Genomic DNA, 12539 nt, shown 5'->3' on the forward strand with positions numbered 1-12539 from the left:
AAATGAATAAAATTATATTTCTCTTTTTCTTCTTATTTTATCAGGTAGAATCAGGATAGGATAGTCAGAAGATGGAGGGATTTACCATGGAAGATCAGACGCTACGCCGCGCAGGAGCCGGGCACATGGCACTGCTGGCCGCATTTCTGCTTGCGCTGGTGCATCAGTACTTGTTCTACGGCAAGCTGCCGGGAGTGTCTTACCCGATTTTTGTTACCTTGTTCTATGGATTTATGCTTTATTTCGCCAAAGGGAGACTGCGCAAACAGACCTGGTTCAGCTATATATGGATTGGCGCCATTTTCCTGTTATCCCTGACGTATGCGCTGTTTGGGAACTGGTTTTTCTTCGGGCTTAATCTCCTTGTCATTCCGGCACTTATTCTATTACATATGACGTACATGCTGAGTTACCGCCAGCCGGCCTGGAGCAGCCTCGGGCTGATCGGGGCCGCGCTGGAGCATCTGTTCCCGCAGACCCTGCGCAACTGGGGGACGGCGGTGAAGCTGCTGCGCAGAGGCAACCACATGCCCAATGAACGCAAGCAGGTGCTGCTGCGCATCTTGATTGGACTGCTCATCTCTGTTCCGCTGCTGCTGATTGTAATCTCATTGCTCTCTTCGGCGGATGGGGTGTTCAGCAAGCTGCTGCAAGGACTGCCTGATTTTATATATAGTGTATCCTTAGGAGACTGGATTTTCAGAGCCTTATGGATTCTGCTGGTGGGCCTCAGCCTGTTCGGCTTCGTCTGGGGGTTCGTGGCCAGCAAGTCTTATCTCCGGACGGAGCCTGCAAGCGAATTCGATAATATGGGGCAGAGGCTCCAGGCGGCTGAAGCAGGGGAAGAGGGGATCGGCCTTGATGATCCGGTGATTATTACGACCGTGCTGGCTGTAATTAATGCGGTATACATGCTGTTTGTGAGCGTGCAATTCTCTTACCTGTTCGGAGCGTGGGAGGGGATTCTGCCGGAGAACAGCACCTATGCGGATTATGCGCGGAGCGGATTTTTCGAGCTGGTGCTGGTGACATCGATTAACTTCGGAATTCTGCTTCTGTCTCTGCTGGCTGTGCGCAAAGCGGGCGGCGGACTGAAGCGGGTCATCCAGCTCCTGTTGTACGTTCTGGTGCTCTGCTCGGTAGTGATGCTGTATTCCGCATATTCCCGGCTTACACTGTATGAAGAAGCATACGGATACACGTATATCCGCTTTCTGGTTCATGCCTTCATGATCTTCCTCGGCCTGCTGCTGGTGCTGGCGGCGGTGCGGATAACCCGGGAACAGTTCCCTCTGCTCAAAAGCTACATCGTACTCGGCCTGCTCTCCTATGTGCTGATGAACTACATCGGCATGGACCGCATCATTGCGGAGCAGAACATCCGGCGTTATGCCGCAAGCGGTACCCTGGATGAGAGCTATCTCACCCGGCTCTCGGCCGATGCGGTGCCGCGGTTGATCGAATTCAGCAAGCAGGAGCATGGAGTGCTGGATGAGGCGCTGCGCAGCAGGCTGGCTGACCGTTCGCAGCTGCAGCAGAGCTGGCCTTCTTTTAATCTGGCGAACTATCGGGAGCGAACAGCGCTGGAGGCGTATTTTCAATAAGCGGCCTCTGTAGCTTCCCTGCCTTGCCTTGTGTTACAGTGAGGGCATTGGCACTACATATGGAAAGGAAGAGCTTCATGCAATCGATCTTGAATCCTGAAATGCTGCGCGGACTTACGGAACAGAACGGTCTCACCGCCATGTTCAGCCCCGGTGCGATTGCCCAGATGGAGCTGCGGCGCTATGGCGGCGGCGAGGCTGTCTGCTCGGTCGGCGATAGGCTTGAGCATATGTTCTTCCTGGTGCAGGGCAAGCTGAAGATTCATACGCTGCAGCCTAACGGCAAGTCGATGCTGGTCCGGTTCGCCCGGCCGATGTCCGTGATCGGGGATGTGGAGCTGATGCGCCAGTATCCTGTGAAGAATGAGGTGGTCTCGGTAGGCAACAGTCTGCTGCTGGTGGCCGGAAGAAAGCTGCTGCTCCGGGAGATGGAGAGCAATACGGCGCTGCTGCGGTTCCTGGTCGGCGAGCTGAGCCACAAAATGTACACTCTGGGCCAGACCTCAGCCATGAATGTGCTGTATCCGGTGGAGAACCGTTTTGCCAGCTACCTGATGTCCCTGTTCTCAGATCATACGGGCACCCAGCGGATCGAAGAGATCCGCACCTCCAGCCTCACCGAGACAGCGGATCTGCTGGGTACCAGCTACCGGCACTTGAACCGGGTGGTCCGCCGCCTGATAGATACGGGCATTATTGAACGCCGGGAGGGCCGGCTGATCGTGCTGGACGAAGCCAGACTGGCGGAATTGGCGAACGGGAACCTGTATGATTGAACCGGAATTAAGGAGCCTAATTCATAGAACCTCCATTTCTGCTTTTGGCAGGGATGGGGGTTTTCCGTATGCCCGGACCATTTCAGATTTATTTAAGAATGTTGATGTACGATACGTAGAGATTACATAGCAGGGCTTACATATCGAGTGGAGGTAGTTATGATGTTCAACAGACTTAGAGGAATCCGGTCCAAAATCTTGTTTGGCTTCGCCGCTGTAATTCTTGTATTTATTCTCGCTATATCCGGCAGTACTATATTTCAGGGGAAAGTGACAATGCTTACCGATCAGATCAACCGCAATTACAGCAAGCTGTCGATGGTACAGAAATTAACGGATGATATCCGCACGGCGGACGGTCTGGCCGCAAGGTATGTGATGAGTAATACCACTGAGGAGAGAACTGCCAATCTGACCGCCTATGAAGCCAAGATCCCGGAGATTACAGCCTCCGTGGAAGAGCTTAAGGGAGCAGGCCTGAATGAAGCGGAGCTTGCGGGAATTCAGAATCTGGAGGGGGAATGGGACAATTATCTGACGGTGCTGAAGCAGGCCTTTGCCTTGGCCAAGGAAGGGAACTTCCCGCAAGCGCAGAAATCGTTCACGAGCCTCTCTCTTACGACTATTATCGATTCACAGCTGGTGTTCGAGACGATGCTGCATGATGAAATTATGAAAGAACAGAGTCAGGCGGCAACCCACCGCAGCTCGGCTATGATTACCAGTATGGGGGTGACGGGTTTATCGGTGGTTTTGGCCCTGCTGATCGCATTCGTGTTGTCCGCCCGGATTCTCAAGCCGGTGAAGGATGTGAACAGGCAGCTCCAGGAGATTGCCGACGGCGATGCCGATCTTACCCGTAAGCTTAGTGTGCAGACAAAGGATGAGATCGGTGAGCTGGCCCGGAATTTCAATAAAATGACCGATAATCTGGCGACGGTGATCACCCAGGTGAAGCTATCGGCGAACGGTCTGGCGGCTTCTTCAGTGAAGCTGACCTCGGATAGCGGAATGACCGCCGAGGCTACCGAGAAGATTGCCGGGATTATGGGTGAGGTCGCAAGTGGGGCGGACATGCAGATGAATGACCTGCAGACTAACATGAATACCATTATTGAAATGTCGGACGGCATTCAGCTCATTGCTGCCAGTGTACAGGACATTACGGAAGCTTCTATGCGTTCAGCAGATTATGCGGTGGCCGGGGATCTAACCCTGCAATCTGCCGTCCGGCAGATGGAATCAATCAATGAATCCATTCAGTCATTATCGCACAAGGTTATGGACTTCGTGAAGCGTTCACAGGACATCAGCAGTATTGTCGGGGTGATTAAGGGGATTGCTTCGGAGACGAATATGCTGGCACTGAATGCGGCTATTGAAGCGGCCCGGGCCGGAGAGCATGGCAGGGGATTTGCTGTGGTAGCCGACCAAGTGCGCAGACTGGCTGAGCAGTCCGCAGACTCCGCGAATGAGATTGCTGAAATGGCAGCCGGAATCCAGGATGATGCAGAGCATGCAGTGAAGGTGATGAAGAACAGCATGAATGAAGTACTGGGCGGAACGCAGATCATAGAAGAGGCCGGGCAGTCCTTCAATGCCATCCGCCTCTCCATTGATTTGCTGGCCGGGCAGGTTCAGGAGGTATCCGGTGCGGTAGAAGAAATCACGGCAGCGGCGGAGGAGATTGTAGACTCCATCCGCACCGTTACGCATATCTCGGAGACCACGGCGTCCAGTACACAGCAAGTATCCGCGGCATCGCAAGAGCAGATGGCCTCAGTGGAGCAGATCGCCTCATCTGCCAGTGCGCTCAGCATGCTGGCGCAGGGGCTGCAAGGTATGGTAGCACGTTTCAATGTATAACTAGGCAAGCCCCCAACCTGAACAAGGGAGGGGGCTTGGTTTTGTATATCTGTTACTGCTTCATATAATTGGCGTACAGCTCCTCAAAAGTATCGTATTGCTGAACCTTACGCCCGGCCTGGCGGTATTCCTCAAGATAGTCATCCATTGCCCGCAGGAATTTATCCTTGAACAAATCGAGATTGGCGGCATCAAAATACTGCATAAGATCGAACTTCCGCGTCCCCCGCGAAGCCGTCATTTCATCGAATAGCTCCTGCGCGCTCAGTGCGGCATAGAAGGCGTAGGAAGCATCTTTTTGCTCAGCGCTGGCAATGACCTTATTGCGGCAGTTGCACCATAATTCCTCATAGGTTCCGGCCAGATTATCGTAAGTAGGGACAGGCTGATCCACGTATTTCTGATGCAGGTCATTGTACAGCTCAAGGATGCTCTGCAAAAGGAGACGGGAAGCGCTTCTGATCTCATCCATACTTTTGGCGTGAATCACATTCCAGTAGCTCGTCTCGAAATCCTCCGGAAGATGCGGGAAGGCCTGTGCCTCTTCCAGATACCGTTTCAGTCCTCTCCGGAAATACGTATTATTCATATGTGACAAGGCATTCATCAGATGAAGGACCAGCTCGGCGGAGGCCAGCCTGACCGCTCCGGGGTCTTCCGTGAGCAACGCATTCGCATATTCTTGCTTCGCCAGATCCATCCACTTCTTCGCCCGTTCCAGACAATCGCGGCCCATGGGCTTCGCAAGTGTATCCAGCGCCCGCTGCTGGTAGGCTCTAAGCTTCTCCAGATCCTCAGGTTTGGCATAGTAGAGCACCTGCAGATCAATCAGACTGGAGATCATCGGATTCTCAAGCGCCGCCTGATCCTCAATCCGGGTCTCCCAGGGCGTGCAGTAGATATCATATCCGACATCCCCGAGAATGAAGCAGGACGAAATGCCCCAGCCTTCATTATTGTTATTGATGATGATCAGATCAAGATCGCTTTTGTCATGGAAATCCCCGGTCCTGAAAGAACCCGCAAGCCCGATCACTGCAATCTCCTGCGGAAAATCCCGTTTGGCCCGCTCGATCACCATGCGGATCAGCTTCTCATTTCTGTATAGTAACTCTTGCTTGGTCGTGTCATTCATGTGCAGTTCCTCCTGTGGTGTGTCTTGTTGTATCTATTGTATGAGAAACGGACTGCCGGGCATATTCCGAGTTTGGCTAGGGGTGTTCTCTCCCAGAGTTGCATTGGGAGGAATTCACGTTACAATGGAGGTTACATGATCTGCAAGACGATGCAGGGTTCAATGAAGGAACAAGGGAGGCAGGCAAATGACGAAGCAGGTGGTGGATAATATTACGGAGCTCATCGGCGGCACGCCGGTGGTCCGGTTGAACCGGGTGGCCGGGCCGGAGGAGGCGGAGCTGTATGTGAAGCTGGAGATGTTCAATCCCAGCGGCAGCGTCAAGGACCGGGCAGCCTATAATCTGATCCGGCAGGCGGAGCTGGACGGGCGGCTGCAGCCGGGCGGGACGATCATCGAGCCGACGAGCGGCAACACCGGTATCGGGCTGGCGATGAATGCCGCTGCCAAAGGGTATAAAGCGATCCTGGTTATGCCGGATAATATGACGAAGGAGCGGATCAACCTGCTGAAGGCCTACGGTGCAGAGGTGGTGCTGACCCCGGCGGCGCAGCGGATGCCCGGTGCGATTGCCAAGGCGGTGGAGCTGGGGCAGAAGATTCCCGGCAGCTTCATCCCGCAGCAATTCGAGAATCCTGCTAACCCGGACATCCACCGGACCACTACCGCTCCTGAGATTCTGGAGCAGATGGAGGGCCGGCTGGATGTCTTCGTGGCCACAGCCGGAACCGGCGGTACGATTACCGGGACCGGGGAAGCGCTGCGTGAGCAGCTTCCCGGGCTGCGGGTAGTGGTGGTGGAGCCGCAGGGCTCCCCGGTGCTGTCCGGCGGCCAGCCCGGGCCGCATAAGCTGGTGGGAACGAGCCCCGGCTTCGTGCCGGCCATTCTGAACACATCCGTCTATGACGAGATTGTGCAGGTATCCGACGAGGATGCCTTGGAGATGGTGAGAGTACTGGCCAGTGAAGAGGGCTTGCTGATCGGACCCTCCGGCGGAGCCGCCGTCTGGACGGCACTCCGGGAAGCCCGGCGTCTGGGCCGCGGCAAGCGGGTACTCTGTATAGCGCCCGATACGGGAGAGCGGTATCTGAGTATGGGGATATTTGACTAATATTAATGGAGGAAATGCGATGAGTATACAGAAGGGCACTACCCGGCGCCGGAGCAGCGCTGCCGTAATCCTCATTCTTGCCGCAGCCGCAGTCTTTAGCCTCTCAGGCTGCACCCGTTCAGGCAACAGCAATCCAAGCGGAGCAGAAGCCCTGGCACAGCCTTCCTCTGCAGCGGAGCAGAGTCCGTCGCCTGCTCCGCTGCAGAGTGACTCCCCCGGCAGTACGGCAGAGCCGCAAGCAACGGCTGCGCGACAGGCCGTCCTTGATCCGGCCAAGCTTGCGCCTGTCTTCGGGTTCGCAGATGAGACCGGAGACTATATTCTCATCACCAGAGAGAATGAAGGGGAGGACGCCCGGATGCAATCCCTGGATACCGCAATCGGGAACGGCGGCCAGGTGCTGAATGTGAAGCTAGAGAAGTGGCAGACGGGCAGCGGAGATAGCAACGGACGGGAGCTGGCGAATAATATCCCCCATCTGTCCGGTTATCTGTTCAAGGTCGGGGGCGGCAAGGCCGAACCGGATGCCACCTATTATCTGGCTGATTCTGCCTCGTTCCCGAAGGCTGCCTTACTGGAGGTTCATCCCGCTGATCCGGCCGGCCCGCAGCTTGCCGCCTCTGACCCGCTGAGGGAGCGTATTGCAGGCCTTAAGAAGCGGGAGATTCACACCGCCTGGAAGCTGGCGGCTCTGGGCGGGGATAGCCAGCTCTATCTGGTCCAGTTCGCCAGAGAGGGACAGAGTATGCTGTTCAGCCTGATCCTGGAGCAGAGCGGGAAGCTTACCTTCATGGACTATCCGGCCGAGATTCAGAATAATGAATATTCCGTGTGGCGTGTCGATGACGGCGGCGAGGCTACGCCGGAGATGTTCTCCGTATTGTTCGCTGCACATACGGCGGACGGGCTGCTGCTTGGACTGAACTGGTGGGGAGCCGAGGGCGTGAACACCTTCTTCCTGTCCCGGCAGGGGGAGGTCTTCAAGGGACTTGATATTGAGTACGGCCGTTATACTTCTCCTCTGTAGAGCTTGCCTTATAGAGCTTCATGACCGGCCGGAGCAGCAGGTATCCGAGCACCCCGCCTGTGGTGTTCAGCAGGAGATCGTCCACGTCGAAGGTCCCGATATAGAAGAGCGCCTGCGAGCCTTCCAGTACGGCGCTTAAGGCGAAAGACCATAGCAGTACTCCGGTGAAGGAGCCGCTGCTTGTGCCGCCCGGGGACAGCAGGACAAGAAACAGGCCAAAGGGAATAAAGATACCGATGTTCCCTGCAAAGTTGATTAGATTGTTCGCCGTAGGGTGATGATACGTATCCAGCAGTGTAGCCAGGGGAATAAGGTTCCCCCTGTGCAGACTGTTGATCAGGTTATCCGGGCCGCGCTGGAGCTGCTGCCAGAGAAAGCCGGGATCAATCGTGCCGAATTTGAACAAAATGATTTTGAACACCATATAGAGATATACGATAAACAGTGCCTGTACACTGTACATTTTCCATTGATGGACCGGGTTCATTGCGCATCACCGTTTTCTGCAGAATAGGTCGTCATAATAACGCCTGATTTATTGTCGCCGGAGAACTCCACATGCTTTTCCTTAGGGGCAGGCACCGGAGTGTTGCCGTTCATTTCAATATAAGAGATATGATATTCGGTTCCCTTCACAGTCACTGAGATGGCTTGCTGCTCCTTAAGGAACTCCAGGTATTCTTCCAGTGTGAAGTTCTTCTCCCGCATAATAATGCTGTGCGGCAGGCCGACATAGCGGAAATGCCAGGGTTCGTACTGGATGCCGGTAATCGCTGTTTTATCCTCGGGATAGCGGAGAATGAAGCCGTAATCCCAGGCATTGTCGCGCAGCCATTGGCCTTCGGGAGCGTGGCTCATTGCCATCTGGGAGGAGCCGATGTCCAGCGACAGGCCGAGATTATGCTCGCTGTAGCCTGGCGGGAGGGCGTAGTCGCTGCCTTTTTCCTCATAGAGCTGCTGTTGCTTCTCATTGCTGCGGTAGCCGCTGCTGATCAGGAAGCTATGGGCTCCTGCCCCGGAGGCGGCCTGAACCATCTCCACAAACTTCTCCGCCACAGCCTTGGAGAGCATCGTCTTGTTGTCCATCAGCGCGTACCCGCGAATCAGCTCATCGTGATCTGCCAGGGTAACAATATCCTTGCTGACTCCTGAATCATGCACAGGGTAATCCTTGTTGACCAGCAGCAGGTTGCCTTGATAGATCTGTGCCTTAGGGATTATAGTCAAATCCTTCGTTCCCTGGTCCGTTATTAGCTGTCCATGCTCTATCTTCAATCCATTCGATACGTTCTCTTTGCTTCGCTCCAGCCACTCATATCCGATCAGCCCGGCAATGACTATTAGCAATAACCATTTCTTCATGTTCTCGTCCTCCTTGATTCTATGACTTAAGAATAAGCAGGCGTGTTTAAAAAGAAGTGGGGGAATTATAAAGTTTTTCTTAAAATAAAGGCATACCAAAAAGTACCGCCCTTCGGGAAGGACGGCACTGTGACAAGCTTATGGTTTAGCTATGCTGCCTGATCAGACCCGGCAGGCGGACCTCGAAGAGGGTGCGGACCACGTCACTCTGTACGGAGATCGTTCCCTCATGCTGCTCGACGATATTTTTGGCAATGAACAGGCCGAGTCCGGTACTGCCCTCCTGATGGGTCCGCGCCCGGTCGCCGGTAAAGAACATATCGAACAGAAACGGGAGGTCCTCCTCGGGAATCCTGTCCCCGTAGTTCATAATCTGCACCACGGCCTCGTCTCCGTCCGGCTGGCAGCGGATATCGACGAATCTGCCTTCTTTGCCGTAACGCACCGCATTCGTCAGCAGGTTCTCGAACACCCGGGCCAGCAGCTCACCGTCTCCGGGAAGCTTCAGCTGCGGGGTAATCTCCAGCCGCGCTGTCAGCCCGTTGTTCTCCAGCACCGGATACAATTCCTCGTTCAGCTGAATCAGCAGCTGGCTCAGGTCAAGGGGCAGCTTCTCCACGGTGAGCAGTCCATAGTTCACCCGCGTAATCTCGAACAGCTCATCGATCAGCTTCTCCAGCCGCTGCGACTTCGTGTAAGCAATCATGGTGTAGTGTTTGACCTGTTCTTCGGTGAGCTGACTATCCTTCAGTACCAGATCCAGATAACCAAGGACCGAGGTCAGCGGGGTCCGCAGATCATGGGCCAGGTTCAGCACCAGCTTGTCCTTGCTGTTCTCGGCGAAATCCCCGCGTTCCACCGCCTCCTGCAGCTTCTCTTTAGCGAGATTGAGATCGGCGGCAATATCCTCGAATTCGTCATTCGAGTGGAGGTTGATGCGGCTCTTGAAGTCCCCGTTCGCCAGCAGGCGGATATGGTGCGAGATTTCCTTGAAATACCGTGCATACGGCTTGGTAAGCAGGAAGAAGAACAGCACCGCCAGCGGAATGAAGAAGATCAGGAAGAAGTTGAGGTCGCCGAAATCCCGGATCAAATACCGCAAGCGGGTTAAATTATCCTCATATCTGACCTGGGAGGTGTAGTAGAGCTGCAGGCTTTTATAGAGAATAAAGGTCACGGTGCCGGAGAGCAGCATACTTACAAGCAGCAGAAAAATCATCTTGAAGCGGAAGCTGCGGAACAGATTAGCCATTGAATGTATACCCTACCCCCCAGATCGTCTTGATCCATGAATTCTTGCTCTGCTCATCGCCGAGCTTCTTGCGCAGGGTGCGGATATGCACCATCACGGTATTCCCGCCTTCATAGTAAGCCTCGCCCCAGATATGCTGGAAGAGCTGCTCTGCACTGAATACCTTCTTCGGATAGCTGGCCAGCAGGTAGAGGATGTCGAACTCCTTCGGCGTCAGCTCCACAGGATTCCCGTACAGCGTGACCGAACGGCGGTCCGGATCAATGGTCAGTCCTCCGGCCTCCACGACCGCTTTCTGCTCGGCAACCGGCTGGTTCAGCCGCATGGAACGGCGGAGCTGGGCATTCACTCTCGCCATCAGCTCCATGGGATTGAACGGCTTGGTCATATAATCGTCGGCCCCGATGACGAGCCCGGTTATTTTATCCAGATCCGAGGTCTTCGCGCTTAGGAAAATAATCGGCAGCCCATGCTGCTCCCGGATCTGCCGGGTCACCTCATACCCGTCGAGTCCGGGCATCATAATATCCAGAATCGCCAGGTCGATGTGCCTCGACTGGATCTCCTGCACCGCCGCCGGGCCGTTCGAGACCTTGACGGGGTAATAGCCTTCCTTCTCCAGATGCAGTCCGATCAGATCGGCAATCTCGGCGTCGTCATCGGCGACCAGAATAGTAATTCGCTTCATATCATAATCTCTCCTGTAGGGTCAATATAGAAATCATGCTTGATTGTAGTTCATTTCTAGTGTACCCTATCGAATATTGTTTGGCTAACTGTGACATCTCAAGTTTGAAATACTTAATTCTGTAACAAATTCTGGCCGGTGTAGCCCGAAAGAGTCATGCCCGGTCACGTCTGGAATGATAAAGTAAAGTAATGCTTAGGAGGGGACTGCAACGTATAACGTAATCAAAGTGCTGATCCTGCTGATTCCCACTGTGATGGTCGGGATCTGGGAGTGGGTGCGGCATCAGCTCCTGATGCCCTACCTCTCGATGGACGCGGGTAATTACCTGACCCCGGTGCTGGTGTTCCTGTCCAGTATTGTTCTGCTGCTGCCGCTCTTCCGTCTCATGGAGCGGAATCAGCGGGAATTGGAGCAGGAGCGGGCGGCCACTAGCGCCATGGAAGCGCGGGAGGCGCTGGCAAAGGAGCTGCATGACGGGATGGCCCAGTCCCTGTTCCTGCTGTCCGTGCGGATTGACCGGCTGGAGCAGAGCCGCAAGGACGGAAGCGTCAGCGCGGACAGTGTGGACCAGATCAAGAAGACCGTCCACGAGGTCAACCGGTATGTGCGCCAGGCGATTGCCAGCCTGAAGGTGCCCGTCAGCAGTGCTGAGAGCTTCTCGCTGGAGCACTCGATCAAGGAGCAGCTTGCCGGCCTCGCCGGTGAGGTGATGATCGAGGTGTCGCTGGACTGGCGGCTGGACGAGCAGGCGCTAACCCCGGCGGAGCAGGCCGAGCTGCTGTCCTGTATCCGTGAAGCGATGATCAATGTGCGCAAGCATACGCGTGCCGGGAGAGTATCCGTAACCGGTCAGGGGAATGAGCAGGGCTGGCATGTAACCGTTACCGATGACGGTGCCGGGATTCAGCATGAAGATCCTTTTGCGGTGAGCGGCAGCTATGGCCTGCAGATTATGCGGGAGCGGTCCCGCAGCATGGGCTGGCGGCTTCAGGTCCAATCGGGCGCTGCCGGAACAACGGTAGAAATTGCAAAAGGAGGTGGGGAGGATGGAACGCTGCCGGGTGCTGATCGTCGATGACCATGCCCATGCCCGCGAGGCGATGAGCGAGATTCTGGCGCTGGATGAACGCTTCGAGGTCATCGGTCTGGTTGCCAGCGGAGCGGAGGCGATCTTCTGGACCGGGCAATGGATGCCGGACCTGATCCTGATCGATATCGAGATGCCGGGCATGGACGGCCTGGAGACGACGCGGCGCATTAAGCTGGAGTATCCGTATGTAAGAATTGTCATCGTAACCGTCTCGGATGAGATCTCGCATCTGTTCGAAGCGCTGAAGCAGGGTGCGCAGGGGTATCTCCTGAAGAACCTGGCTCCGTCCACCTGGATTGAATATCTGCTGGCGATTGTCAGTGAGGAGGTGCCGCTGAGCCGGGAGCTGGCCTTCCAGATTCTGAAGGAGTTCGCGGTTCCCTCGGCCAGGGAGGAACGGGAGGCATTAACGGCACGGGAGAAGGAAATACTGGGCTGTGTATCCTCCGGGTCAACGAATAAGGAAATCGCTGTAACCCTCGGCATATCCGAGCATACGGTCAAGAACCACCTGAAGAATATTTTGCAGAAGCTGCAGCTGCAGAACCGTACCCAGCTCACCCGTTATGCGTTCGAGCAGGGACTGGCTTCGCGGCAGGAACGGGATTTCCCGGGGAAGAGATGA

The 12539-nt window shown here is 55.2% G+C and carries 12 protein-coding genes; 7 read left to right on the plus strand and 5 right to left on the minus strand.

Features of this window, described 5'->3' with window-relative positions:
• Positions 1-86: 86 nt before the first annotated feature.
• The 3 genes from K1558_RS01745 to K1558_RS01755 all read left to right on the plus strand — a co-directional run bounded on the left by K1558_RS01745 (position 87) and on the right by K1558_RS01755 (position 4246).
• On the plus strand, positions 87-1604 hold the full coding sequence (locus tag K1558_RS01745) for a DUF4153 domain-containing protein (RefSeq protein WP_238649647.1): 1518 nt from the start codon (positions 87-89) through the stop codon (positions 1602-1604).
• A 77-nt stretch (positions 1605-1681) separates the two neighbouring features.
• Complete coding sequence (locus K1558_RS01750) at positions 1682-2380, plus strand: Crp/Fnr family transcriptional regulator (protein ID WP_238649648.1); 699 nt, start codon at positions 1682-1684, stop codon at positions 2378-2380.
• Between the two features lie 162 nt (positions 2381-2542).
• On the plus strand, positions 2543-4246 hold the full coding sequence (locus K1558_RS01755) for a methyl-accepting chemotaxis protein (protein WP_238649999.1): 1704 nt from the start codon (positions 2543-2545) through the stop codon (positions 4244-4246).
• A gap of 52 nt (positions 4247-4298) precedes the next feature.
• Here the strand turns inward: K1558_RS01755 and K1558_RS01760 are convergent, their stop codons facing one another.
• The gene (locus K1558_RS01760) at positions 4299-5381 is read right to left on the minus strand and encodes a nucleotidyltransferase domain-containing protein (RefSeq protein WP_238649649.1); all 1083 of its coding nucleotides are present in this window, start codon (positions 5379-5381) and stop codon (positions 4299-4301) included.
• Positions 5382-5568: 187 nt separating this feature from the next.
• Here K1558_RS01760 and cysK point away from each other — a divergent pair, with 187 nt between their 5' ends.
• Positions 5569-6492, plus strand: a complete 924-nt coding sequence (cysK, locus tag K1558_RS01765; RefSeq protein ID WP_238649650.1) for a cysteine synthase A — start codon at positions 5569-5571, stop codon at positions 6490-6492.
• Positions 6493-6511: 19 nt separating this feature from the next.
• Positions 6512-7519, plus strand: coding sequence for a hypothetical protein (locus K1558_RS01770; protein ID WP_238649651.1), 1008 nt, complete (start codon positions 6512-6514; stop codon positions 7517-7519).
• Here K1558_RS01770 and K1558_RS01775 read toward each other — a convergent pair.
• The 4 genes from K1558_RS01775 to K1558_RS01790 all read right to left on the minus strand — a co-directional run bounded on the left by K1558_RS01775 (position 7473) and on the right by K1558_RS01790 (position 10821).
• Positions 7473-8006 carry a VanZ family protein gene (locus K1558_RS01775; RefSeq protein WP_238649652.1) on the minus strand — a complete coding sequence of 178 codons (534 nt, stop codon included), beginning with the start codon at positions 8004-8006 and terminating at the stop codon, positions 7473-7475. The two genes, K1558_RS01770 and K1558_RS01775, sit on opposite strands and share 47 nt — an antisense overlap.
• Positions 8003-8881, minus strand: coding sequence for a M15 family metallopeptidase (locus K1558_RS01780; protein ID WP_238649653.1), 879 nt, complete (start codon positions 8879-8881; stop codon positions 8003-8005). The genes K1558_RS01775 and K1558_RS01780 overlap by 4 nt, the downstream gene beginning before the upstream one ends.
• 145 nt (positions 8882-9026) lie before the next feature.
• On the minus strand, positions 9027-10133 hold the full coding sequence (locus tag K1558_RS01785) for a sensor histidine kinase (protein ID WP_238649654.1): 1107 nt from the start codon (positions 10131-10133) through the stop codon (positions 9027-9029).
• Positions 10126-10821, minus strand: coding sequence for a response regulator transcription factor (locus K1558_RS01790; RefSeq protein WP_238649655.1), 696 nt, complete (start codon positions 10819-10821; stop codon positions 10126-10128). Before K1558_RS01790 ends, K1558_RS01785 begins: the two co-directional genes overlap by 8 nt.
• A 229-nt stretch (positions 10822-11050) precedes the next feature.
• Between K1558_RS01790 and K1558_RS01795 the strand changes: the two genes are divergently transcribed.
• Entirely contained in the window at positions 11051-11902 is an 852-nt protein-coding gene (locus tag K1558_RS01795; protein ID WP_238649656.1) for a sensor histidine kinase, read from the plus strand.
• A complete protein-coding gene (locus K1558_RS01800; protein WP_238649657.1) occupies positions 11871-12539 on the plus strand; it encodes a response regulator in 669 nt (222 codons plus the stop codon). The genes K1558_RS01795 and K1558_RS01800 overlap by 32 nt, the downstream gene beginning before the upstream one ends.

Origin of the sequence: Paenibacillus piscarius (genome assembly GCF_022234545.1) — a bacterium.
In the GTDB taxonomy this organism is placed as follows: domain Bacteria; phylum Bacillota; class Bacilli; order Paenibacillales; family Paenibacillaceae; genus Paenibacillus_AQ; species Paenibacillus_AQ piscarius.

What these genes read in the sequence shown, in the direction of transcription:
- K1558_RS01750 (WP_238649648.1), top strand. Translation starts at nt 1,682, where the DNA reads ATGCAATCGATCTTGAATCCTGAAATGCTGCGCGGACTTACGGAACAG.
- K1558_RS01790 (WP_238649655.1), bottom strand. Translation starts at nt 10,821, where the DNA reads ATGAAGCGAATTACTATTCTGGTCGCCGATGACGACGCCGAGATTGCC.
- K1558_RS01745 (WP_238649647.1), top strand. Translation starts at nt 87, where the DNA reads ATGGAAGATCAGACGCTACGCCGCGCAGGAGCCGGGCACATGGCACTG.
- K1558_RS01780 (WP_238649653.1), bottom strand. Translation starts at nt 8,881, where the DNA reads ATGAAGAAATGGTTATTGCTAATAGTCATTGCCGGGCTGATCGGATAT.
- K1558_RS01755 (WP_238649999.1), top strand. Translation starts at nt 2,543, where the DNA reads ATGTTCAACAGACTTAGAGGAATCCGGTCCAAAATCTTGTTTGGCTTC.
- K1558_RS01760 (WP_238649649.1), bottom strand. Translation starts at nt 5,381, where the DNA reads ATGAATGACACGACCAAGCAAGAGTTACTATACAGAAATGAGAAGCTG.
- K1558_RS01800 (WP_238649657.1), top strand. Translation starts at nt 11,871, where the DNA reads ATGGAACGCTGCCGGGTGCTGATCGTCGATGACCATGCCCATGCCCGC.
- K1558_RS01785 (WP_238649654.1), bottom strand. Translation starts at nt 10,133, where the DNA reads ATGGCTAATCTGTTCCGCAGCTTCCGCTTCAAGATGATTTTTCTGCTG.
- cysK (WP_238649650.1), top strand. Translation starts at nt 5,569, where the DNA reads ATGACGAAGCAGGTGGTGGATAATATTACGGAGCTCATCGGCGGCACG.
- K1558_RS01770 (WP_238649651.1), top strand. Translation starts at nt 6,512, where the DNA reads ATGAGTATACAGAAGGGCACTACCCGGCGCCGGAGCAGCGCTGCCGTA.
- K1558_RS01775 (WP_238649652.1), bottom strand. Translation starts at nt 8,006, where the DNA reads ATGAACCCGGTCCATCAATGGAAAATGTACAGTGTACAGGCACTGTTT.